23 protein-coding genes are annotated in these 21596 nt (G+C 70.3%); 11 read left to right on the plus strand and 12 right to left on the minus strand.

The genetic code is table 11. The features are described 5' to 3' along the window. Positions 1–35: 35 nt before the first annotated feature. Together FPZ12_RS03815 and FPZ12_RS03820 are read right to left on the minus strand one after the other, a co-directional pair. Positions 36–1277: an acyl-CoA dehydrogenase family protein gene (locus FPZ12_RS03815; protein ID WP_144745567.1), complete on the minus strand. Its 1242-nt coding sequence runs from the start codon at positions 1275–1277 to the stop codon at positions 36–38. A 92-nt stretch (positions 1278–1369) separates the two neighbouring features. After that, the gene (locus FPZ12_RS03820) at positions 1370–2113 is read right to left on the minus strand and encodes an IclR family transcriptional regulator (protein WP_144745568.1); all 744 of its coding nucleotides are present in this window, start codon (positions 2111–2113) and stop codon (positions 1370–1372) included. A gap of 151 nt (positions 2114–2264) precedes the next feature. On the opposite strand from FPZ12_RS03820, the gene FPZ12_RS03825 reads away from it, so the two are divergent. From FPZ12_RS03825 to FPZ12_RS03850, 6 genes are read left to right on the plus strand one after another with little or no spacing between them, the layout of a single operon-like run. Continuing rightward, positions 2265–3623 (plus strand): MmgE/PrpD family protein, encoded by a 1359-nt coding sequence (locus FPZ12_RS03825; RefSeq protein ID WP_166462561.1) that lies wholly within the window; start codon positions 2265–2267, stop codon positions 3621–3623. Between the two features lie 17 nt (positions 3624–3640). Next, complete coding sequence (locus tag FPZ12_RS03830; protein WP_144745570.1) at positions 3641–4144, plus strand: MaoC family dehydratase; 504 nt, start codon at positions 3641–3643, stop codon at positions 4142–4144. Positions 4145–4157: 13 nt separating this feature from the next. After that, positions 4158–4583 carry a MaoC family dehydratase gene (locus FPZ12_RS03835; RefSeq protein WP_144745571.1) on the plus strand — a complete coding sequence of 142 codons (426 nt, stop codon included), beginning with the start codon at positions 4158–4160 and terminating at the stop codon, positions 4581–4583. Next, entirely contained in the window at positions 4580–5740 is a 1161-nt protein-coding gene (locus FPZ12_RS03840; protein WP_144745572.1) for a CaiB/BaiF CoA transferase family protein, read from the plus strand. The genes FPZ12_RS03835 and FPZ12_RS03840 overlap by 4 nt, the downstream gene beginning before the upstream one ends. 18 nt (positions 5741–5758) lie before the next feature. Then, on the plus strand, positions 5759–6658 hold the full coding sequence (locus tag FPZ12_RS03845) for an HpcH/HpaI aldolase/citrate lyase family protein (protein WP_144745573.1): 900 nt from the start codon (positions 5759–5761) through the stop codon (positions 6656–6658). Positions 6659–6691: 33 nt separating this feature from the next. After that, entirely contained in the window at positions 6692–8086 is a 1395-nt protein-coding gene (locus FPZ12_RS03850) for an MFS transporter (RefSeq protein ID WP_144745574.1), read from the plus strand. A 31-nt stretch (positions 8087–8117) separates the two neighbouring features. On the opposite strand, the gene FPZ12_RS03855 is transcribed toward FPZ12_RS03850, so the two are convergent. Continuing rightward, positions 8118–9008 (minus strand): LLM class flavin-dependent oxidoreductase, encoded by an 891-nt coding sequence (locus FPZ12_RS03855; RefSeq protein WP_144745575.1) that lies wholly within the window; start codon positions 9006–9008, stop codon positions 8118–8120. A gap of 51 nt (positions 9009–9059) precedes the next feature. Between FPZ12_RS03855 and FPZ12_RS03860 the strand changes: the two genes are divergently transcribed. Continuing rightward, on the plus strand, positions 9060–10088 hold the full coding sequence (locus tag FPZ12_RS03860; protein WP_144745576.1) for an LLM class flavin-dependent oxidoreductase: 1029 nt from the start codon (positions 9060–9062) through the stop codon (positions 10086–10088). On the opposite strand, the gene FPZ12_RS03865 is transcribed toward FPZ12_RS03860, so the two are convergent. Beyond that, complete coding sequence (locus FPZ12_RS03865; protein ID WP_144745577.1) at positions 10017–10631, minus strand: TetR/AcrR family transcriptional regulator C-terminal domain-containing protein; 615 nt, start codon at positions 10629–10631, stop codon at positions 10017–10019. The two genes, FPZ12_RS03860 and FPZ12_RS03865, sit on opposite strands and share 72 nt — an antisense overlap. 63 nt (positions 10632–10694) lie before the next feature. On the opposite strand from FPZ12_RS03865, the gene FPZ12_RS03870 reads away from it, so the two are divergent. Continuing rightward, a complete protein-coding gene (locus tag FPZ12_RS03870) occupies positions 10695–12098 on the plus strand; it encodes an FAD-dependent oxidoreductase (RefSeq protein ID WP_144745578.1) in 1404 nt (467 codons plus the stop codon). Here FPZ12_RS03870 and FPZ12_RS03875 read toward each other — a convergent pair. From FPZ12_RS03875 to FPZ12_RS03890, 4 genes are all read right to left on the minus strand, one after another. Next, the gene (locus FPZ12_RS03875; RefSeq protein ID WP_243769656.1) at positions 12064–13329 is read right to left on the minus strand and encodes a glycosyltransferase 87 family protein; all 1266 of its coding nucleotides are present in this window, start codon (positions 13327–13329) and stop codon (positions 12064–12066) included. The genes FPZ12_RS03870 and FPZ12_RS03875 overlap by 35 nt on opposite strands. A gap of 63 nt (positions 13330–13392) precedes the next feature. Continuing rightward, the gene (locus FPZ12_RS03880; protein WP_243769657.1) at positions 13393–14919 is read right to left on the minus strand and encodes an alpha/beta hydrolase; all 1527 of its coding nucleotides are present in this window, start codon (positions 14917–14919) and stop codon (positions 13393–13395) included. Between the two features lie 73 nt (positions 14920–14992). Continuing rightward, positions 14993–16063 carry an ATP-dependent DNA ligase gene (locus tag FPZ12_RS03885; protein WP_144745579.1) on the minus strand — a complete coding sequence of 357 codons (1071 nt, stop codon included), beginning with the start codon at positions 16061–16063 and terminating at the stop codon, positions 14993–14995. Between the two features lie 6 nt (positions 16064–16069). Continuing rightward, complete coding sequence (locus FPZ12_RS03890) at positions 16070–16588, minus strand: GNAT family N-acetyltransferase (protein ID WP_144745580.1); 519 nt, start codon at positions 16586–16588, stop codon at positions 16070–16072. Between the two features lie 116 nt (positions 16589–16704). Here FPZ12_RS03890 and FPZ12_RS03895 point away from each other — a divergent pair, with 116 nt between their 5' ends. After that, positions 16705–17235 carry a hypothetical protein gene (locus FPZ12_RS03895; protein ID WP_144745581.1) on the plus strand — a complete coding sequence of 177 codons (531 nt, stop codon included), beginning with the start codon at positions 16705–16707 and terminating at the stop codon, positions 17233–17235. Here the strand turns inward: FPZ12_RS03895 and FPZ12_RS03900 are convergent. Genes FPZ12_RS03900 through FPZ12_RS03910 form a run of 3 tightly spaced genes read right to left on the minus strand, consistent with a single transcriptional unit; the run spans position 17214 to position 19048 of the window. Beyond that, a complete protein-coding gene (locus FPZ12_RS03900; protein WP_144745582.1) occupies positions 17214–17963 on the minus strand; it encodes a pyrimidine reductase family protein in 750 nt (249 codons plus the stop codon). The two genes, FPZ12_RS03895 and FPZ12_RS03900, sit on opposite strands and share 22 nt — an antisense overlap. Positions 17964–17969: 6 nt before the next feature. Continuing rightward, on the minus strand, positions 17970–18395 hold the full coding sequence (locus FPZ12_RS03905; RefSeq protein ID WP_144745583.1) for a Rid family hydrolase: 426 nt from the start codon (positions 18393–18395) through the stop codon (positions 17970–17972). Between the two features lie 14 nt (positions 18396–18409). After that, on the minus strand, positions 18410–19048 hold the full coding sequence (locus FPZ12_RS03910; protein ID WP_208025726.1) for an HD domain-containing protein: 639 nt from the start codon (positions 19046–19048) through the stop codon (positions 18410–18412). Between the two features lie 71 nt (positions 19049–19119). On the opposite strand from FPZ12_RS03910, the gene FPZ12_RS03915 reads away from it, so the two are divergent. Together FPZ12_RS03915 and zapE are read left to right on the plus strand one after the other, a co-directional pair. Next, entirely contained in the window at positions 19120–20052 is a 933-nt protein-coding gene (locus FPZ12_RS03915; RefSeq protein ID WP_144745584.1) for a GlxA family transcriptional regulator, read from the plus strand. 61 nt (positions 20053–20113) lie between these two features. Then, on the plus strand, positions 20114–21133 hold the full coding sequence (gene zapE, locus FPZ12_RS03920) for a cell division protein ZapE (protein WP_144745585.1): 1020 nt from the start codon (positions 20114–20116) through the stop codon (positions 21131–21133). Here zapE and FPZ12_RS03925 read toward each other — a convergent pair. Further along, positions 21033–21581, minus strand: a complete 549-nt coding sequence (locus FPZ12_RS03925; protein ID WP_243769658.1) for a phosphatase PAP2 family protein — start codon at positions 21579–21581, stop codon at positions 21033–21035. The two genes, zapE and FPZ12_RS03925, sit on opposite strands and share 101 nt — an antisense overlap. Positions 21582–21596 lie beyond the last annotated feature (15 nt).

Raw genomic sequence — 21596 nt, forward strand, 5'->3', positions numbered from 1 at the left:
GCACGGAACACCAGAACAGGGCGAACCGGGTGCGCTCAGCCCAGCGGGCTCCTTGGCAGCACGCGGTCCGCGATGATCTTCTGCTGGATCTGGCTGGTGCCCTCGAAAACGGTGGTCAGGCGGGCGTCACGCCAGTAGCGCTCGACGCGGCGTTCGGTGGTGTAGCCGTTGCCGCCGTGCAGTTGCATCGCCTGGCCGGTCACCTCCACGGCCATCTCGGTGGCGAGGAGCTTGACCATCGCGGCTTCCCGCTCACACGGCTGCCCCAGGTCGACGAGGTAGGCGACCTGCCGGTAGAACGCCCTCGCCTGCTCGACGCGGGCGATCATCTCGGCCAGCATGAACCGCAGCGCCTGGAAATCGCCGATGGGGCGGTCGAACTGGTGGCGCTCCTGCAGGTACTGGACGCACTCCTCGACAGCGGCGCGGGCGAGGCCGACGGCGCGGGCCGCGGTGTGCACGCGCGCGACGTTGAGGCCCTGCTCGATCGCGCGGAAAGCGTTGGCCTCCTTGCCTTTTCCGCCCGCGCGGGGCCTGCCGAGGTCGTGCACGCGGTTGGCCGCGGGCACCCGCAGCCCGCTGAACTCGAGGTTCCACGTCAGGAACCCGTGGTAGCCGATCTTGTCGATCGGGGTGCCGGAAAGACCTTCGGGGAAACCGCCGCGCTCCTTCTCGATGACGAAGGTGGCCATGCCCGCCGACCGGCGCTCGCCGGGTTCGGGATCGCGGACCCGGCACAGCAGCTGGATGAAGTCGGCTGCTTTCGCGTTGCCACACCAGCGTTTCCGGCCGGTGATCACGTAGTCGTCCCCGTCGGGGACCGCGCGGGTGCTCACGCCTGCCAGGTCCGAACCGGCGTCCGGCTCGGACAGCGCGGCCGCGCCGATCCACTCGCCGCGGGCGCTCTTTTCCAGCAGCCGCACCCGTTTCTCGTCATCGTCGAAACCGGTGCCCATGCCCTGGGCGCGGGCGATGATGCTCGCGACGCTCATCCAGCCGCGCGCCAGCTCCTCCGCGATCATGCAGTATTCGAAGACGCCGAGCCCCATGCCGCCGCACTCCGCGGGCACCATGATCCCGAAATAGCCCTGCTTTCCCATTTTCTCCAGCAGCGAGCGGGGAATCTCCGCCTTGTGCTTGTCGAGCTCGTCCGCGACCGGGACGACCTCCTCGTCGGTGAACCGGCGCGCCTCGGCCTGGAGTTCGGCCCTGGCGCCGGTGTCGTACGGCGGGGTCAGCACGGGGACGGGCGCGGACAGGACCTCGGGCGACGGCATCGGCAACTCCTTCGTTTATGCCGTATTGCGGGATGGCGTCCCACATCGGTCCGCCGACTATCGCCCCGGGTGCACGGTGCCGTCAAGCCCGGTCAGTCGCGGAGGTTGGCGCTCGCCTCGGCCGCCGCCTTCGTCACCAGCGCGCCCCAGTGCGGGACCTGCCGGTGGTCGAACCGGATGTCGGGCATGGAGATCGCGATCCCGGCGACCGGCCTGCGGCCGGGGCCGAGCACCGCGGCGCCGATCGCGCAGACGTTGGCCCGGTTCTCGCCGATGTTCACCGCGTAGCCGACCTCCCGGATCTCGCGGATGCTGGCGCGCAGGCGGTCCGGGTCGGTGATCGTGTTCTCGGTGATCTTCTCCAGGCCGCGGGCGATCACGCGCTCGACGTCCTGGTCACGCATCGCGGCCAGCAGGCTGCGGCCGATCGCCGTGATGTGCAGCGGGCCGGCGCTGCCGAGCCGGTTGTAGGTGCGCACGGGCTGGTCGCAGTCGACGCGGTCGATCAGCACGATGCGCTCCCTGCCGTCGAGCACCGACAGGTGGATCGTCTCCTGCGTCGCGTCGCGCAGCGCGGTCATCGGCTCGGCCGCGGCTTCGCGGATGCCGATCTCGCCCATCGCGCGGCGGCCGACGATCAGCGCCTGCCCGGTCAGCGTCCAGCGGTTGTGGTCCTCCTCGGTCGGCCGGGTCCAGCCGGCTTCGGCGAGGGTGACGAGGATCCGCTGCACCGTGGACGTGGGCAGGTCGAGCATCCGCGACAGCGCCGCGACCCCGATGGGCTGGTGCTCGGACACCGCCTCCAGCACTCGCAGGCTGCGCAGCACGCTCTGCATCCGCTCGCTCCTTCCGCCGGATTCCCAGTATCGGCCGACCGGCCATTGACAGACGCGTGGCCCCGAGCTCATGCTGGCCGCATCAATTCGGGATGCCATGCCACATAGTGGCATACGCCCGGAGTCCCCACCCAACGGAGGGTGCCGAGTCATGACCGAGTCCACCCTGGAGCTCTCGCCCACCGCGTCCTTCGCCGCGACGCTCAGCGCGTTGCGCGCCGAGGATCTGCCAGCGCCGGTGCGCACGCTGGCGAAGCAGTGCCTGCTCGACGTCCTGGGCACGACACTCGCCGGAGCCGGTGAGCCCGCCGCCGTGCTGGCGCGGGATTTCCTGGTCAGCGAAACGACTTCCGGCCCGTGCACGGTCGTCGGCACCGGGATGTCGCTGCCCGCTTCGGCCGCTGCGCTGGCCAACGGCACCGCCGGGCACGCGCTCGACTTCGACGACGTGATCAGCACCGTCGGCCACCCTTCGGTCGCGGTGGCGCCCGCCGCGCTGGCTGTCGCCGAGCGGATCGGCGCTTCCGGGGCCGCCTTGCTGACGGCCTTCGCCGCCGGAGTCGAAACCCAGGCGCGGCTGGCCGAGGTGGTCGGTCCCGCGCACTACGCGCGTGGTTTCCACACCACCGCGACGCTCGGGTCGTTCGGCGCCGCCGCGGCGGCCGCGAACCTGCTCGGCCTGGACGCCGAGCGGACCAACGCGGCGCTGGCCATCGCCGGGACGCAGGCCGCGGGGTTGAAGGCCGTGTTCGGCACCATGAGCAAACCGCTGCACGCGGGCCGGGCCGCGGCCAACGGCGTGGTGGCCGCGGAACTCGCCGCTCGGGGTTTCACCAGCGCCGATGACATCCTCGGCGACGCACAGGGCTTCGCCGTCGCGGAATCCGGTGCCTTCGACCACGAGGTGTTGACTGCCGGGCTCGGTTCCCCGTGGCGGCTGCGTGACGTGCGGTTCAAGGTCCACGCCGCCTGTTTCCTGACCCACGCGGCCATCAACGCGATCATCGCGCTGTCCACCGAACACGATTTCGCGGCCCGAGCGGTCGAGCGCATCACCGTGTCCGTGCCGCCGGGGCATCTGAACGTCTGCGCGATCCCCGAACCGGCGACCGGCCTGGAGGGAAAGTTCAGCCTGCGGGTCACCGCGGCGCTGGTGCTCCTGCATCACCGGGCGACTCCGGACCTGTTCACCGACGGCACCGTCACCGCGGCCGGCACGGTGGCCTTGCGCGACAAGGTCACCGTGGTTCCGGACCCGAGCCTCGACGGTCCTGTCGCGACAGTCCACATCGAACTCCGTGACGGCCGTGAGTTCGAGGCGTTCCGCGACATGGACGCCCCGGCCTGGCACGAGGACCCGGCCGAACAACAACCGGGGCTGCTGGCCAAGTTCCACGGTCTCGCCGACCCGGTCCTCGGCGTCGCCAAGGCCACCCGCCTCGCCGACACGCTCGCCGCCGCCGAAGAACTGCCCGACGTGCGGCCGCTGTGCCGGCTTTTCCGCCCGTGAACGAAAGGAACCACCCCGTGCCCGAGAGTTTCGCCGCGATCAGGGAACGAGCCCGGCTGCTGCCCAAAGGCCGGTCGTTCGAGGACTTCGCACCCGGCCAGACGTTCGACCACCACTGGGGTCGGACCGTGACCGAGTCCGACAGCGTCCGGTTCTCGACGCTGACGTTGAGCTACAACCCCGTCTACTTCAACGTCGAGACCGCCAGGGCACAGGGGCACGACCGGCTCGTGGCGCATCCGAACCTGGTGTTCCTGACCGTTTTCGGGCTCAGCGTAGAGGATCTGAGCGAGAACGGCGGCCCCTTCCTCGGCGTCGAGGAGCTGACATTCCACCGGCCCGTCCTGGTCGGCGAGACCCTCAGCGCCCGCAGCCGCGTGCGCGACACGCGCACGTCGAGCAGCCGCCCCGGGATGGGAATCGTCAGCTGGCACACCGAAGGGCTGGCCGGCGGCGAGGTCGTCATCGACTTCATCCGGACCAACTTCGTCCGCACCGCCGACGCGCCCAGCGTGCTCTGAAAGGGAAAACCCCATGCACTACGAGGAATTCACCGTGGGCGACGTCTACCGCCACGCCCGCGGCAAGACCGTCACCGAAATGGACGGCGTCGGGATCGCGAACATGGTGATGAACACCGCGCAGGCCCATTTCAACGCCCACGCCCGCCAGGGCAGTGCCTTCCCGCACGTGCTCGTGTTCGGCGGCGTCACCATTTCGATGGTCATCGGACTGACCACACAGGACACCGCGGAGCACGCCCTCGCCGAGCTGGGCCTGGACAAGATCCGGCTCAAGGCACCGGTCACCCACGGCGACACCCTCTACGCCTACACCGAAGTACTGTCCAAAGAGGATGGTGTGGTCACGTTCAAGCACTGGGGTGTGAACCAGGACGACGTGGTCGTCTTCGAGGGCGAACGCCGGGTGCTGATGCGGCGCCTGGCCGGTGCGCGATGACCGGGCCACTGGCCGGGCTGGTCGTCGTCGACCTGACCCGCGCGCTGGCGGGCCCCTACTGCACGATGCTGCTCGCGGACCTCGGCGCGGACGTGATCAAGGTCGAACCGCCCGCCGGTGATCCGTCCCGGGTCAACGGCCCCTTCCCCGAGGATGCCGCGGAGCACCCGTACGGCGGCTACTTCCAGAGCGTCAACCGCAACAAGCGCAGCGTCGTAGCCGATTTCCGGTCCCCGGAAGGAATCGCCGCCGTCCGCGAGCTGGCGCGCACCGCGGACGTGCTCGTGGAGAACTTCCGGGCCGGGGTGATGGACCGGATGGGCCTGTCCTACGAAACCCTCAGCGCGGACAACCCGCGTCTGGTCTACGGCGCGCTGCGCGGTTTCGGCGACCCCCGGACCGGGGAAAGTCCTTACGCCGCAAGGCCCGCGTTCGACGTGGTCGCGCAGGCGATGGGCGGGATCATGGGGATCACCGGGCCACCCGGCACGCCCACCAAGATCGGCCCCGGGGTCGGCGACATCTTCCCCGCCACCCTGCTGTCGGTGGGCATCCTCGCCGCCGTCACCGAACGGCAGCGCACCGGGCGCGGCCGGTTCGTCGACGTGGCGATGTACGACGCGATCGTCTCGTTGTGCGAGCGGATGATCTACCAGTACTCCTACACCGGCAAGGTCGCCGTGGGCGAGGGCAACGACCATCCGCTGCTGTGCCCGTTCGGGCTCTACCGCACCGCCGACGGCTGGGTCACCATTGCCGCCCCGCGCGACCACCAATGGCAGAAACTGTGCGCGGCACTGGGAAAACCCGAGCTCGGCACCGAGGAACGCTTCGCCACCAACAACGCCAGGGTCCGGGTCCGCGACGAGGTCCGCGCGGTGATCGAGGACTGGACCACCCGCCGCACGATGTCCGAAGTGGTCGAAGCGATCGCCGGTGACGTGCCCTGCGGGCCGGTCAACACCGCCGAAACCATCTACGCCGACCCGCACGCGCGGGTCCGCCGGATGCTGGTCGAACTCGAACAGCCGGGCAGCGCCCGCACGGTGACCGTGGCCGGGCAGCCCATCAAGTTCTCCGGTGCCCCTGCACCGGATTTCCGCCGCGCGCCACTGCTCGGCGAACACGACGCCGACGTGCTCGGCGTCCGGCGATAACCCCCCGGAAGGAACTCCATGCGACTGCGACGCAGCGAACTGTCCACCCCTGGCAGCAGCGACAAGATGCTCGCCAAGGCCGCCGCCAGCGACGCCGATCTCGTCTTCTGCGATCTCGAGGATTCCGTTGCCCCGGCGGAAAAAGTCGCCGCCCGGGAAAAGGTCGTGCACGCGTTGCGCACCCACGACTGGAAACCGGCCACGCGCGCGGTACGGATCAACGACCTGGAAACCCACTACGCCTACCGCGACATCATCGACGTCGTCTCCGGTGCCCGCGAGGCGCTCGACGTGATCATCGTCCCCAAGATCAAGTCCGCTCGCGACGTGTGGTGGGTGGACAAACTGCTGACCCAGCTGGAAACGGATCTGGGGCTGGGCAAGCGGATCGGGATCGAGGTGCTGATCGAAGAGGTCGAGGCGATGATCGACGTCGAGCGGATCGCGCGGGCCTCACCCCGCCTCGAAGCGCTGATCTTCGGCCCCGGCGACTACTCCGCCTCGCAGGGCGTGCGGGTCAAGGACCTCGGCGACGGCGACGGCAGCTATCCCGGCGACCTGTGGCACTACGCCCGCAACAAGATCGCCATCGCCGCGCGGGCGGCCAGGATCGACGCCATCGACGGCCCCTTCGCCGCCTTCTCCGACCCCGAGGGCTACCAGCGGCAGGCGAAACTCGCGCACACGCTCGGGTTCAGCGGGAAATGGGCCATCCACCCCAGCCAGATCGCGCTCGGCAACGAGGAATTCGCCCCCAGGCCGGAGGAGATCGCCCAGGCCCGCAAGCTCGTCGAAGCCTTCGACGAGGCGCAGGCCAAGGGGCTCGGCGCGGTCGCCGTCGACGGCACCATGGTCGACATCGCCTCCGTCCGGATCCTCCGCGTGACGCTCGACCAGGCCGACGCGCTCGGCCTGTGAACCCTGTCCGGCACAACGACGTGTGAGGCATCCATGACTGCTCCCGGTACCGGCCCGCGGCTGCTGGCCAGATTCGGCCGCATCCCGGTCGCCACCCGTTCCCATCTCGGCTGGGCGTTCCTGCTCGCCGGCGTGTTCCTGTTCGAACTGGCCGATCTCAACACGTTCGCGCTCGTCGCCCCCGAACTGCGCAAGCAGTGGCATCTCAGCGTCGCGAGCGTCGGGCTCGTGACCGGGCTCGGGTTCGTCGGCATGTTCTTCGGCTCGTGGATCGGCGGCTGGCTTTCCGACCGCTACGGCCGGAAGAAGCCGCTCATCTGGTCTTCGGTGTGGTTCTCGGTGTGCTCCGTGCTGTCGGCGTTCACCGCGAACCTGGCTCTGCTGGGCGTTTTCCGCGTGCTCACCGGCGTCGGGCTGACCGCGATGACCGCCGTCGCGCTGACCTACGTCTCCGAGATGTACCCGCGCGAGCTGCGCGGCCGGTACCTGGCGCTGATCTTCGGGATGGGGCTGGCCGGGATCCCGTTGATCTCGTGGTTCGCCCGCGCCGTCGTGCCCAGTGGCACCAACGGCTGGCGCTGGGTGTTCCTGATCGGCGGGCTGGGCCTGGTGATCGCCGTGCTGATGGTGCGGTTCCTGCCCGAATCCGTCCGCTGGCAGGTGGCGAACGGGACCGGGGACCGCGCCGAGGCGCTCGTCGCCCGCCTCGAAGGACAGGCCGTGGCCAAGCTCGGCCGGGACCTGCCCGAGCCGGTCGTCCTCACCGAGGCGGCGCCCGCGAAGGGCGGTCTCCGCGAACTGTTCAGCGAGCAGTACCGGCGCCGCACCATCGTGTTCTTCATCGCCAGCATCTTCGCCGTGGTCGGCTTCTACGGGTACAACAGCTTCGTGCCCACGCTGCTCGTCGAGCGCGGCTTCGATGTGGTGCAAAGCCTGACCTACACCAGCATCGTGCAGCTGGGCGCGCTGCCCGGCGCCTTCATCGCCTGGCTGTTCACCGACCGCTGGGAACGCAAGTACAGCCTCGGCGTCTGCTACCTGCTCATCACCGCGCTGGCGCTGGTCTACGGTTTCGCCGACCAGGCACCGGTGATCCTCGTGTCCGGGTTCCTCATCGCGATGCTGCTGCAGACCTCCACCGTGCTGGCGTTCACCTACGGGCCGGAGATCTTCCCGACCGAGCTGCGCGGGCTGGGCGGTGGACTCGGCAACGGGCTCGGCAGGCTGGCGACTTTCGGCGGCAGCAACCTGTTGCCGGTCATCTTCACGAGCTTCGGCTACACCGCCGTGTTCGTGTATGTCGCCGCCGCGCTCGCGATCAGCGCGGTCGCGTTCCTCGGCTGGGGTGAACGGACCACCCGCCGGTCGCTGGAAACCGTCAGCGCCGACGCGGGAACCTCGCCCTTGTCGGAGACCACGCCACAGTGACGCGTGGCCCGGCTGCGGGCCAGCCGGGCATTCAGGACACCCGGGGCATGACCTCCGCGGCGAGGCGCTCCATCTGCCCGGCCTGGTCCCGCACCGGGGTGAAGAGGATCATCTCCGCACCGGCGTCGGCCACTTCCTGCACGCCGCGCACGCATTCCTCCGGCGTGCCCGCCACGGCGACGTCCTGCAGGGCGTTGGTGCCGTAGATGCTGAACAGACCCTCAGCCACGTGCCGGCGCGCGGCGTCGCCATTGTCGTCGACGTCGATGTAGACCCGTTTGGCGATCGGGAAGTCCGGGTTCGCCTTCCGCACGATCTGCACCTGTTCGGCGAACTTCGCGGTGGTGCTCGAACCGGCGCCGAAGAACCCGTCGCCGAGGCGGACGGCGCGGGCGAGCGCGTTGGGGTGGCTGCCGCCGAACCACACCGGCGGGCCGGGTTTCTGGAACGGTTTCGGCTCCATCCCGGCGTCTTCCAGCTGCCAGAAGCGGCCGTCGAACGTGACGCTCGGCTGCGTCCACAGCTCCCGCATCACCTGCAGGCCCTCGGTGAACCGGGACACGAGACCCTCCGCGCTGACGCCGAACGCGGCGAACGGGCGGCGCTTCCCGCCGGTGCCGATGCCGACCTCCAGCCTGCCGCGGGTGACCTGGTCGAGCGAGCTCAGGTGCTTGGCGAGGTGCACGGGATTGTGCAGCGGGGTCACGAAAACCGAGCAGCCGAGCCGCAGCGTGTCGGTGCACGCGGCGGCGTACGTCATGGTCACGAGCGGGCTCAGGTGCGGCATCGTGCCGAGGATCTGCTCCTGCGTCCAGCCGCTGTGGAAGCCGAGTGCTTCGGCGCGCTGGACGTACGCGCGGAAGGCCGCCGGGTCGAACTCACCGTCGGCCACGAACTGCGGGATCGAGATCGCGAAACGCATGTCACGACCCTAGAGGGAATCGAGCGCCGCGGCAGCGATGTTGACCACGGTATGAGGCTTTCGGTGCTCGACAGGTCGCGGACCAGGCGCGGGGCGGACCACGCCGCGGCGCTGCGGGACACGGTCGAGTTCGCCGTGCAGGCGGAAAAGCTCGGCTACCACCGGTTTTGGGTGTCCGAGCACCACAGCGTGCCCGGTGTCGCCGGCTCGGCGCCCACCGTGCTAGCCGCGGCGGTGGCGGCGTCGACGGACAAGATCCGCGTCGGCACCGGCGGCGTGATGCTGCCCAACCACCGGCCGCTGGTCGTCGCGGAGCAGTTCGGGGTGCTGGCGTCGCTGTACCCGGGGCGGATCGACATGGGGCTGGGCCGGTCGGTCGGGTTCACCGGCGGCATCCGGCGCGCGCTCGGCCACGACAAGGACGACGCGGACCGCTTCGGCGAGCAGGTCCGGCTGCTGCTCGGCTACCTCGACGGCACGCAGCAGGACCACCCCGGCGTGCATGCGTTCCCGGCCGAGGGGCTGCGGATCCCGCCGTTCATCCTGGCCACGGGCGCCGGCGCGGGCCTCGCCGCCGAGCTGGGGCTGCCGCTCGTGATCGCCAACGTCCGCGGCGAGGAGCGCATGATGGCGGCGATCGAGCGCTACCGCGAGAACTTCCGGCCGTCGACCTGGTCGCCTTACCCGTACGTCGTCGTCTCCGCCACCATCGCGGTGGCCGAAACCGCCGAACAGGCCGAGCGCCTGCTGCTGCCGGAAGCGTGGGCGGCGGCGTATTCCCGCACCCACGGTGAGTTCCCTCCGCTCATCCCGGCGGACGAGATCCCCCGCGACATGACGGCCCGCGAACGGCGCGTGTTCACCGACGCGCTGCGCGGCCAGATTCGCGGCACGGAGGAGGAGGTGGCTCGTGAACTCGACGGACTCGTCGCGCGCACGGGTGCGGACGAAATCCTGGTCACCACAAGCACTTTCGACCGCGCCGAGCTGCTCGATTCCCACCGGCGGTTAGCCGTCCTGCAAGGTGCGCAGACCGGTGAGCATGATGCCGAGGCTGTAGGCGAACGTCTCCTCGGCTGAGCCCGCCTTGCCGTATCCCTCGCGGATCGCTTGGACCAAGGCCGGAAGTCGTTGCGCCTCAACGAGTTCCCGCACATCCTCGTCCGACGGCGGGCTTTGCTCCTCGACCGTGCGCCCGATCACGAACCACAGCAACGCCGACGCCCCGCGCCCCGCTGACGGGTAGTCGAAACCCGCGCCGTGCAGGACCTCGATGCACGAGTTCAGCAGCAGACCCAGCGACGCGGCGCGGTTGAGGTCCGCGCCCGAAGCGACCCGGGCGCCGTCCTGATGTGCCAACAGCGCCCGCCGCAGCGCGTGCGCCGCGGATTCGAGCCACTCCCACCACACGCCCCGCGGCTCGCCGAGGCGGGCCAGTTCGCCGGCGAGCATGGCATCCGTCAGATAGTCCAGCAGGGCGCGTTTGTTCGCGAAATGCCAGTACAACGCGGGGGCCTGGACATTCAGCTCCGCCGCGATCCGACGCAACGTCAGCTTCTCCAGCCCATGCTCGTCCAACAGGCGCAAAGCCACCGACACTGCCAGTTCCCGATCGACACCCACCTTGACACCTTAACAAGTTAAGGACATGCTGGCGACTGCGGCTTAACTAGTTAAGGAGACGTCATGGACGTGATCATCGCGGGCGCCGGCCCGGTCGGCCTGCTGCTCGCCGCGGAGCTGGCGCTGCACGACGTCGACGTGGTGGTGCTGGAGAAACTGCCGCGGCCGACGGGGTTTTCGAAGGCCGCCGGACTGCACGCGCGCAGCACCGAAAGTATGGAGCTGAGAGGCCTCGTCGACCTGCTCACCGAACGCGGCCGCCAATGGTTCGAAGACGGGTTCGCCGATCGACCGGAGTTGCTCGCGAAACTGAGGGAAAGCGGCAATCTGCCGGTGCCAGGGCATTTCGCCGGAATCCAGAAACTCCGCCACGACCTGCTCGACACGAACCACCCCGGCCTGCTCGGCATCCCGCAGTCCGCGCTGGAAGACGCGCTCGCCGGGCACGCCGCGCACCTCGGCGCGAAAATCCAGCGGGGTAAGGAAGTTCTCGGCGTCGAGCAGGACGACGACGGCGTCACCGTGCACACCGGCGACAGCTCGTTGCGCGCCGAATACCTCGTCGGCTGCGATGGCGGACGAAGCGTGGTGCGCAAGCTCGCCGGGTTTTCCTTCCCCGGCCACGAACCGACCACCACGTCCTGGCTCGCCGACATCGCCGTGCCGGAGTTGCTGGGCCAGCCGGCCAAGGGGCACCGGCGCACCCCGGGCGGCACCATGCTCGTCACGCCGTTCCGCATCCTCGTCACCGAGAAAGGCGTTGCGCCGCACCAGGATCCGGTCACTGTGGCGGAGGTCGAGGCCGCCGTCAGCCGGGTCGCCGGGCAGGAGATCCGGTTCCGTGCGGAGCCGAAGTGGATCTCCCGCTTCACCGACGTCACCCGGCTCGCCGAGCCCTACCGCCTCGGCCGCGTGCTGCTGGCGGGCGACGCCGCGCACGTGCACGCGCCCTCGGGCGGGCAGGGGCTCAACCTCGGCCTGCAGGACGCGATGAACCTCGGCTGGAAACTCGCCGCGGCCGTCGCGGGCTGGGCGCCGCCCGGCCTGCTGGACACCTACGGCACCGAGCGCAGGCCCGTCGCCGCGCGCGTCCTGCACAACACCCGGGCACAGACAGCGCTCGCCTTCGGGGCCGACGCGCTGCACGACGTGTTCGCCGAGCTGATGGACCTGGAGCAGGTGAACCGCCACCTCGGCGAGATGATCACCGGCGTCAACCTGCGCTACGACTTCGGCCCGGACAACCCCCGCGTCGGCGCCTTCGTGCCCGCGCCGCTGCGCTCGCTGCTTCGCAACGGGCGCCCGGTGCTGACGGGCGCGAACGCCGAGGGCTGGCAAGACCGCGTCGACACAGCGCCCGGCGACGAGCCGATGCTGGTGCGCCCCGACGGTTACGTCGTGTGGGCCGGAGAAGGGCCGGTGACCGACGTCCTCACTCGGTGGTTCGGTCCGCCGTCAGCTTCTTGAGCCGCAGCGCCACCACGGCGAACGCGATGACGGTCAGCCAGATGTAGGCGTTGTGGTAGACGACGCCGAGGTGCCCCCACGACGGGATGGTGATCACCGTGCTCTGGTCCGAGCCCAGCAGCATCAGCACGCCGCCCGACGCGACCACGCCCGCGAGCACCAGCGCGATCCACCAACCCCAGGCCCAGCGGCGCAACGACGCGTCCAGCAGGTAGATCATCAGCGCCCCCAGCCACACCCAGTGGTGCACCCAGGAGTACGGGGAGACCGCGGTGGTGGCCAGCCCGCACAACGTCACGGCGAGCAGCTCCTGGTTGCCGAACGACAGCCGCCGCGCGAGCAGCAGGCACGCCACCGCGAGCACGGCGACCAGCACCAGCCACAGCAGCTGATAGCCACCGGTGAGGCCGATGCTGCGGGCGAACATCCCGCGCAGCGACTCGTTCTGCGGGTTCTCCGGCACGCCGACACGGGTCGGGTCGGCGAAGGCACCGGACCAGAACGTCTTCGAATCGTGCGGCATCACGAGGAACCCGATGACGACCGTGGCCACGAACGACAGCGCCGAAACGAGCGCGGCCCGGTAGCGCTTGCTGAACAGGAAGTACAGCACGAAGAACGCGGGCGTCAGCTTGATCCCGGCCGCGATCCCGGTGAGGATCCCCTTGCCGCGGAAGGAGTCCGGCAGCGCCATGTCGACCAGCACCAGCGTCATCAGCAGGATGTTGATCTGGCCGAACGCCATCGTCTCGCGGACCGGCTCGACCCACAGCAGCAGCGCGGCGACCGGCAGGCTGAAGATCACCAGCTTCACGTCGCGCCGGTAGTTCAACATCGCCAGCGCGGCCCACACGCCCACCGCGAGGATCACGAAGTCCCCGAACGAGCCGACGACGGTGAACACGTCGCCGTGCAGCTTCGCCAGCGGCACGAACAGCAGCGCCGCGAAGGGCGCGTACACGAACTCCCACACGCCGCGCGTGTTGCCGAGCAGCGGGGTGTCGTAGACCGAGTGGCCGTCGAGGACGCGCTGGCCCGCGATCTGGTAGACGCCGAGGTCCTTCAGGTGCATCAGGGTGCCCATGTTCGCGAGCACTTCCTTGACGTACCAGGCGCCGGCGAACGCGCCGATCACCAGCACCGTCCAGAACACGGCCGTGTCGAGGGTGCGTCTCGCCGGCGCCGCGGGCGTCGGCTCGGCAGCCGGAGCCTCGATGGCGGGTGACGGCACGATTACCCCCAGGTGGGACTTGACTTCAGCGACTGATGGTGAACGCCAAGAGTACCGGGCCTGCTAAGCCGGGCAGAGGGTGCCGTTGGTGGGCACCTTCCCGTCCACGAGGAACGCCCGGACGGCCTCGCCGACGCAGGGGGAGCTCATCGCCCCGTGCCCCGCTCCCTGCCACGACACCTCGACGGCGCTGGACATCTGCCCGACGGCGCGGCTCGTGCCCGTTCCCGGCGTCACCGGGTCCACCGCCGTGCTCGCCACCAGTATCGGCGGCAGCCCGGACGCGGCCAGCGACGGCATCGCGTCCATCGGGCCCGGCCAGGGCGCGCACCACGAAAGCCGCTGCGTGGCCAGGCCGCCGAACAACGGGGACTGCCCGCGCAGCTTGTCGGTCAGCGTGCCGATCTGGTCCGCCGGCATCCGCGTGCTCGTGTCGTTGCACAGTGTGGCCAGCGCCCCGTCGAGCCGGGACGGCGCCAGCGGCGAGCCGTTCAGCATCGGGGCGACGAACTTCGCCAGCTGTGTCGGGTTCCCGCCGCGGGCGGCCTGGATCGCCTGCGCCAGCTCCGGCCAGCGAGCCTTGGTCGCGAGCCCGGTGAGCACGGCGTTCAGCGCGACGCCGGGCCCGAACGGCACGTCGTCGGACAGCTGCGGCGGCGCCGCGCGCACCTGGCTGAGCAGCGCGGTGACCTCGGCCGTCGCGTCGATCCCGGTGGCCTTGCCGAACGCGTCGAGCGCCGTCTGCTGGGCGGACGCGAGATCGCCGAGCACCGTGGCCGGGTCCGGCGACGGGTCCGGGATGCCGTCCAGCACGAAGCGGCCGACCCGGCTGGAGAACCGGTTGGTGTAAGCGGTCAGGACCGTGGAGGCTTCGCCGCGCGCGATCGCGTTCAGCTTCGGCACACCGAGCTGGTCCCGCACCTCGTCGAGATCGCCCGCCGTGCGCCAGGCGTCGATGGCCTGCTGGGTGGAGCCCAGCTCGATGGCGCACTGCTGCCCGGCCTTGCGCCCGGCGTCGAGCACGGTGTCGACGTCGGTGGTGGCCGGATCCTGGCTGAACAACTGGCCGCGGACGTCGCTGGGCACGCAGGCCACCGCGTCGGAATCGCCGGTGCCGCGCCGGTCCATCCCGATCAGGGAGAACCGCTGCAGCACGGAAGCGGGCAGGGTGGCGGCGAGGTGCGCGGCGTACAGCGTGCCGGGCTCGCCGTCCACGTCGTTGAGCACCACCAGCGGGATCGGGCCGTCGCCCGCCTTCAGCAGCGCGATGTGCGTCTGGGCGCGGCCGGGCAGATCCGGCGCGTCGAGCACGGAGAGGACGTCGGCGCAGCTGAACTTCAGCGTGCCGGGAACTTCGGGCGGATCGAGCCGGGCGCGGGTCTGCTGGTCGCAGTCGCTCCACTGCACCGACGAGGACTTCGGTTCGGTCAGCTCCGGCAGCGGCACGGCCTGGTTCGCGCTCGCCTGCGTGGACGCCGCGGGCTCGTCGTTCTCCACGACCGCGGGCCGCTGCGACGGCCCGGCCGTGCAGCCGGCGAGCAGCGCGGGCACCAGCGCGGCGAGCAGCAACAGAGTAGGCCGGCGGCGCAAGACGGTTCCCCTCACTTCGATACGCGTTCGGCCTTGACCTTCGCATGGCCGGAGTGAGCGGCGGGTAAGCGGGTCAGGCAGTCCGTACCTCACCTTTGAACACCGCGTCGAGGTCGTAGCGGGCGGGTTCGTCCAGCTGGGCGTATCCGCAGGAGGAGGGTTCGCGATCCGGGCGCCAGCGCACGAACTGCGCGGTGTGCCGGAACCGGCCGGGATGGCCGCCTTCGGTGTGCTCGTAGGCGACTTCGACCACCCGCTCCAGCTTCAACGGCACCCATTCGTGCTCGGTGCTGCGCCAGCGCGTGATCCCGCCGGGGAGCCGCTGGCCCTCGACGACGGCGTCGCCCAGCCATGGATGCCCCTCCCCGTCCGTGATCAACTCGGCCAGTTCCCCGGCGAGCTCGCGGCGCCGCGCGACCGGGAAGGAGCCGACCACGCCGACGTGGTGCAGCACGCCAGCGTCGTCGTACAGCCCGAGCAGGAGCGAGCCGACGGCCTCGCCGGGCGTGGAGTCCTTGTGCCAGCGCAAACCGGCCACGACGCAGTCGGCGGTGCGGGCGTGCTTGTACTTGGCCATGATCCGTTTGCCCGGCGTGTACGGCTCGGCCAGCGGTTTGCCGATCACGCCGTCCAGTCCGGCGCCCTCGAACAGGGTGAACCAGTGCCGCGCGGTTTCCGGGTCGGTGGTGGCGGGGGTGATGTTCAGGCCCGTCAGCTTTTCCAGTGCCGCCCTCCGGGTACCGGTCGGTTCGTCCACAAAGGACTCGTCGCCGAGCTCCAGCAGGTCGAACGCGACGAACGTGGCCGGGGTCTGCCCGGCGAGCAGGGTGACGCGGCTCTTGGCAGGGTGGATCCGTTCGGTGAGCGCGTCGAAGTCCAGCCTGCCGCCGCGGGCCACGACCAGTTCGCCGTCGAGCACCACCCGTTCCGGCAGCTTCGCGCCCAGCTCGGCGAGCACCTCCGGGAAGTACCGGTTGAGCGGTTTGCCCGCCCTCGACTGGAGGGTCAGCTCGTCGCCGTCGCGGAACACCAGACAGCGGAAGCCGTCCCATTTGGGCTCGAACAGCAGGTCACCGCCGTCCGGGATCGTTTTGACCGCGCGGGCGAGCATCGGCTGGATCGGCGGGTGCAGCATGCGCGCCATTCTGCCTCAGCGGCGCAGCGGAAGCCCGCTTTCGTAGAACTGGATGCCGGGCTCCTCGTACAGCTCGCCGCGGAGGAAACCGAGCGAGCGGACGAGTCCGATGGAGGCCGTGTTGCCCGCTTCGATGGTGGCGTAGGCGGTGCCCGCCTCGCCGGTTTCGTAGGCCCAGTCGGTGAGGGCGAGGACGGCTTCGGCGGCGATGCCCCGGCGGCGGTAGCCGGGCAGGACTTCGTAGCTCAGTTCGACGACGGCCAGCTCGTCCGGCGCGCTGTGGAAGCCGACCTCGCCGATCAGCGCGCGCTCCGCGCGCAGCACGATGCCGCGGGACAGCCACGGCCTGTTCGCCGGATCTTCGCGCAACAGCTTGTAGTTCGTCTTCGCGGGCACTGTCGGCAGCCAGGCGGGCGAAACCGTGACGCCGAGAGTGTCCTCGATCGCGTCGAGATTCTCCTCGGCGATCCACACCAGCAGTTCCGCGCTCAGCTCCACCAGATCCAGGCGGGGCGAGCGAATCGGCTCCGGCATGGGCCCCACCCTAGTCGGACGACGGCTGTTCGGGATCGCTGTCAGCAACCGGCCACCGTCCGCTTTCGCCGGCGATCCCCGGCCATGATCGGAGCCGACACGAGCAAGGAGTGGGGATGCAGCCGAATCCGCCGCAGCATGGATATCCGCACTACGGCGGGCCTTACTACGGCCGTCCACCGGAACCCGCGCCACCCGGACCGAGGGCGAACCCCGTGGCGGCCGTGTTCGCCGGGATCCTGGCGCTGGTCACCGCGGGCATGCTCGTGTGGTTCGCGTTGTACAGCCTCGTCCACGGCACCCGGACCGGCCTGGTGCTGCAGAACGCGGTCGGCGGCCTCGGCGGCGCCGGGGCGTTGGTGGTCGCGGCCGGATTCACCTTCGCCCGCAGGGTCGCCGGAGCGTGGACACTGTTCGCGCTGTGTTTGTTCTATGTCGTGGCGATCATCGTGGCCTCGCCGCTGCTGAACGGAACCGCCTTGGGAGATCAGCTGAGTTTCGTCTTCGGGTTCGGCGACAGCGACGACGTCGCCATCGGGCTGGCGGTCATCTTCGCCATCCTCACGGCGACCATGGCGGCGATCGCCGCCGGTGTGAAGGCGGCCGCACCGGCTACCCGGCCGCCCTACGACCCGCGCTTGCGATAGCGGAACATCGTGAAATCGTCCTCCAGCAACAGGGACGCCAGGTCGAGCCGCTCACCCTGGCTGGCGTTGCGGCCCATCGCGATCCGGTTCGCGCCGGCGCCCGCGAGCACCGGCGCGATGGTCAGGCAGAGCTGGTCGACGAGGTCCTCCGCGATCAGCTCGCCGAACAGGTGCGGCCCGCCCTCGCAGTTGACCCGGCGCAGCCCGCGCCGGTCCAGTTCCGCCAGCGCGATCGGCAGTTCGACCATCTGCTCCCCGGCGATCACGATGTCCGCCCCGGCGTCCGAGAGCTTCGCGCGGCGCTCCGCCGGCGCGTGCTCGGTGGTGACGATGATCGGCGGGACCTCGGTGTCGGTGAACAGCGGGCAGTCCGGTTCGATCCGCGCGCTCCCGCTGACCACGGCGATCGGCGGGACGGGGGAGAGGCCGAGCCGCGCGCGGCGGGCCCGGCGCTCCTCGTTCACGCGGGCGCCCCGGTACTGCTCGGCGCGCGCCGTGCCCGCGCCGACGAGCACGACGTCGGCGAGGTCGCGGCCGAGCAGGAAGATCCGCTTGTCGGCAGGGTGGGACAGGCCCTCGGACTTGTCCTCCACGGTGGCCGCGCCGTCGGCGGAGGAGACGAAGTTGACCTGCACCCATGGTTTGCCCGGCTGTTCCGGGTAACCGTAGAGCCGTTCCAGGTCCGCGTCGGAGACCTCGTCGATCGCTTCGGGCCAGAGCATCCGCATGATCACCTATCGTAGGCGGTCCTCGGGATAGGCGGCGGTGGCACGGATTTCGACGAACAGGCCGGGGCTGGCGAGGCCGCTGACGCCGATCAGCGACCACGTCGGGTACGGCGGCTTGATGAGCGGCCGCTTGGCCTCCAGGAAATCGGGCAGCGTGCGGTGGATGTCGACGTGATAGCTGGTCACGTCGACGAGCGCGGACAGGTCGAGTCCTTCCAGCCGCAGGATTTCTTCGATACGCCGGATGGCGATTTCGGTCTGTTCCCCGACGGTTTCCGGAATGGCGCCGTCCGGGCGCCGCCCGATCGTGCCCGCGATGAACAAGAGATCGCCCGCGCGGACGGCGGCGGAATAGCCGAATCTCGCGAAGGCGTCGGCGCCGACCCCGAACACTTCCGAGTCCGCCGGGATTTCCACGGTGTAGCCGGTCATTTCTTCCCTTTCTTTCAGTCGCCCCAGCGGGACGAACGGCAGGCGTGTTCCATCCGGGTCCGGCCATAGGCCTCGCGTTCGCGGAGGAATTCCCCGGGAATCGAGTACCGGGGCGCGTTCGCCGGATTCTTCGCCGCCTGCGCGACGATCGCGTCGATGAGCGAGCGGATCATTTCCAGCCGCGGATAGGCGGCGTGCACGGCCGCGCCCTGTTCGTCGGTGACGGCGTCGGTCGTGCCCAGCGGCCCGCCGAAATCGGCGGCGACCCCTTCGCGGACGAGCACGCACAACGTGCCGCGGCGTTCGGCGATGCCGGGCGAGGTGTGCAGGGCGATCGCCTGCCACACCGCGTCGGCGCCGGCCGCGGGCACACCGCGTGCGATGAGGAATTCGGCGGCGCGGTCGGCTCCTTCCACCTCGAACCGCTGGCGGTGCGGGCCGTCCGGGGCGACCCCGAGGTCGTGCATCGCGCAGGCGGCGAACAACAGGTCGTCGTCGTAGTCGAGGCCGCGGTGCCGGGCGACCAGCCGGGCGAACAGGTAGCTGCGGACGCTGTGGTTGAACACCGACGGCGTCTCCACCGGGCGGATCAGGTCTACGACGGCGGCGGCGAGCGGGGTGCCGGGCAGCGCGGTCAGGCTGTCGGTCGTCACGGCTCAAGCCTCGCTCCGAGGGCGCTGAACTGGCGAGTGGCAAAATTGCCGCGCTTCGTTAGGATATTGCCATGACGGTGCATCGGGTAGCCGTGCTCGCCCTGGACGGGGTCACCCCGCTCGATCTGGCCATCCCGGCGCAGATCTTCAGTGCCCGCCCGGAAACCCCGTACGAGATGACGGTGTGCGGGCTCGGTTCGACGGTGGCCACCACGGCGGGTTTCGGCCTGGCCGCGCCCGGCGGTCTCGATGAGGTGCGCGCGGCCGACACCGTGATCGTGCCCGGGTTCGAGCCGCTCCGGACGCCGCCCGAGGCCGTGCTCGAGGTCCTGGCCGCGGCGCGTGACCGGGGCCGGCGGGTGGTGTCGATCTGCACGGGCGCGTTCGCGCTGGCCTCGGCGGGCGTGCTGGACGGTCTGCACGCCACCACCCATTGGAAGCACATCGAGGAGCTCGAACGGGATTTTCCCGCGGTGGCGGTCGATCGTGACGTGCTCTACGTCGACGAGGGCGAGGTGCTCACGTCGGCCGGAGTGTGTTGCGGGATAGACCTTTGCCTGCACCTCGTGCGCCGCGACCTCGGTGCCGGGCCCGCCAACGAAATGGCGCGAGGCCTGGTGGCGGCGCCGCATCGCGACGGCGGCCAGGCGCAGTACGTGCCCGCTCCGGTCGCGGTGGCCGGGGACGCTTCGCTCTCCGCGACGCGCGGCTGGGCGTTGCAGCGTCTCGGCGAGCCGCTCACGCTGCGCGCGCTCGCCCGCCACGCGGGCGTTTCGCAGCGCACGTTCATGCGCCGCTTCACCGAGGAGACGGGCACGACGCCGTTGCGGTGGTTGCTCGACGCGCGGCTCGGCCGGGCGCGGGAACTGCTGGAGACCACGGACCATTCGGTGGACCGGGTGGCGCGCGACTGCGGGCTGGGCACCGCGGCCAACCTGCGGCTGCACTTCCGGCGTGTGCTGGGCACCACGCCCACCGCCTACCGGCGCGCTTTCACGCGGTGAGCTACGTCCCAACCCGAGGTGGAGGCGCGGTTCGCGCGAACGCGCGCACTACCCTCGCCGTATGCATCTGACCGACCGTCGTCCCGAGATCGGGGCCGACGAGCTGATCACCGCGCTCGTGCCGCCGCCGCGGTTCGACGCCGTCCGGTTCTCCACCTACGTGCCGAACCCGGACGAACCCAGCCAGGCCGCGGCGGTCACGGCCTGCTCCGAATTCGCCGGACGTATCGGCGGCGGCGCGCCGAAGAAGCGGTTCAAGCTCTTCGGCGGCGGCAGCGCCACCCCGTCCGGCCCGATGGGGCTCTACCTGGACGGCGGGTTCGGTGTCGGCAAGACCCACCTGCTCGCGTCCACCTGGCACGCGGCGCCCTCGCCCAAGGCGTACGGCACCTTCGTGGAGCTGACCCACCTCGTCGGCGCGCTCGGGTTCACCGAAGCCGTGCGGCGCCTGGCCGAGCACAAGATCCTCGCGATCGACGAGTTCGAACTGGACGATCCGGGCGACACGATGCTGGTCACCCGCCTGCTCAAGGAGCTCACCAACGCGGGCGTGTACGTGGCGGCCACCTCGAACACGTTGCCCGACAAGCTCGGCGAGGGCCGGTTCGCGGCGGAGGACTTCCTGCGCGAGATCCAGTCGCTCTCCCAGCGGTTTTCGGTCGTGCGCGTGGACGGCCCCGACTACCGGCACCGCGGCCTGCCCGACCCGCCGCCCCCGGTCGACGACGCCACGCTCGAAGCGTCCGCGGAGCAGCACGAGGGCTCCTCGATCGACGATTTCGACAAGCTGGTCGACCACCTCGCGAGCCTGCACCCGTCGAAGTACGGCCGGCTCGTCGACGGCGTGAGCATGGTGCACCTGCGTGGCGTGCACGCGGCGCCGGACCAGAACGTCGGGCTGCGGCTGGTCGCTTTCGCGGACCGGCTCTACGACCGCGCGATCCCCGTGCTCTCCTCCGGGGAACCCCTGTCGAACCTGTTCACCGAGGAGATGATGCAGGGCGGCTACCGGAAGAAGTACCTGCGCGCGGTGAGCCGTCTGACGGCGCTGGCGCGCGACGCAAGCACAGCGAAAGCGTGAGCACGGCGGCCACCGCGAAGCACGCGCCGCCCACCACGTCCAGCGGGTAGTGGTAGCCGAGGCCGACCAGCCCGACCCCGGCGCACGCCGTCACCACCACCGCGACCGCGAGCGTCACCAGGCGCGGGATCCCTTGCCGTGCAAGGAGAACCAGCACGGTCAGCGGGGCGACGAGGCTGACGGTGTGCCCGCTGGGGTAGGCGAGGTAGTCGTCGAGGTGGTGCGCGAAGACGGGTTTCAGCACGAAAGTGTTCAGCAGCACCGGAACCGTCGCGCCCAGTACACAGAGGACGGTGTCACGCCAGCGCCGTTGGAGTCCACAAAGGATCGTCATCAGCGCGACCAGCGGGATGAGGACGTAGGAATCCGTGGGCGCCACGAACAGTTCCAGGAGCGCGCCTTGGTGCCGCGGCACCCCGCCGCCGTAGGGCACGAAGGCGAGGCCCACCGTGATCAGCGCGGC

This window comes from Amycolatopsis acidicola, from assembly GCF_007713735.2.
Classification (GTDB): domain Bacteria; phylum Actinomycetota; class Actinomycetes; order Mycobacteriales; family Pseudonocardiaceae; genus Amycolatopsis_E; species Amycolatopsis_E acidicola.

Bases quoted from the DNA above. Each gene is read 5' to 3' on its own strand.
- FPZ12_RS03900 (WP_144745582.1), bottom strand. From the start codon at position 17,963: ATGCGGATGCTCTGGCCCGAAGCGATCGACGAGGTCTCCGACGCGGAC.
- FPZ12_RS03885 (WP_144745579.1), bottom strand. From the start codon at position 16,063: ATGGCGCGCATGCTGCACCCGCCGATCCAGCCGATGCTCGCCCGCGCG.
- FPZ12_RS03825 (WP_166462561.1), top strand. From the start codon at position 2,265: ATGACCGAGTCCACCCTGGAGCTCTCGCCCACCGCGTCCTTCGCCGCG.
- FPZ12_RS03890 (WP_144745580.1), bottom strand. From the start codon at position 16,588: ATGCCGGAGCCGATTCGCTCGCCCCGCCTGGATCTGGTGGAGCTGAGC.
- FPZ12_RS03915 (WP_144745584.1), top strand. From the start codon at position 19,120: ATGACGGTGCATCGGGTAGCCGTGCTCGCCCTGGACGGGGTCACCCCG.
- FPZ12_RS03835 (WP_144745571.1), top strand. From the start codon at position 4,158: ATGCACTACGAGGAATTCACCGTGGGCGACGTCTACCGCCACGCCCGC.
- zapE (WP_144745585.1), top strand. From the start codon at position 20,114: ATGCATCTGACCGACCGTCGTCCCGAGATCGGGGCCGACGAGCTGATC.
- FPZ12_RS03840 (WP_144745572.1), top strand. From the start codon at position 4,580: ATGACCGGGCCACTGGCCGGGCTGGTCGTCGTCGACCTGACCCGCGCG.
- FPZ12_RS03895 (WP_144745581.1), top strand. From the start codon at position 16,705: ATGCAGCCGAATCCGCCGCAGCATGGATATCCGCACTACGGCGGGCCT.
- FPZ12_RS03845 (WP_144745573.1), top strand. From the start codon at position 5,759: ATGCGACTGCGACGCAGCGAACTGTCCACCCCTGGCAGCAGCGACAAG.
- FPZ12_RS03870 (WP_144745578.1), top strand. From the start codon at position 10,695: ATGGACGTGATCATCGCGGGCGCCGGCCCGGTCGGCCTGCTGCTCGCC.
- FPZ12_RS03820 (WP_144745568.1), bottom strand. From the start codon at position 2,113: ATGCAGAGCGTGCTGCGCAGCCTGCGAGTGCTGGAGGCGGTGTCCGAG.
- FPZ12_RS03905 (WP_144745583.1), bottom strand. From the start codon at position 18,395: ATGACCGGCTACACCGTGGAAATCCCGGCGGACTCGGAAGTGTTCGGG.
- FPZ12_RS03815 (WP_144745567.1), bottom strand. From the start codon at position 1,277: ATGCCGTCGCCCGAGGTCCTGTCCGCGCCCGTCCCCGTGCTGACCCCG.
- FPZ12_RS03860 (WP_144745576.1), top strand. From the start codon at position 9,060: ATGAGGCTTTCGGTGCTCGACAGGTCGCGGACCAGGCGCGGGGCGGAC.
- FPZ12_RS03850 (WP_144745574.1), top strand. From the start codon at position 6,692: ATGACTGCTCCCGGTACCGGCCCGCGGCTGCTGGCCAGATTCGGCCGC.
- FPZ12_RS03855 (WP_144745575.1), bottom strand. From the start codon at position 9,008: ATGCGTTTCGCGATCTCGATCCCGCAGTTCGTGGCCGACGGTGAGTTC.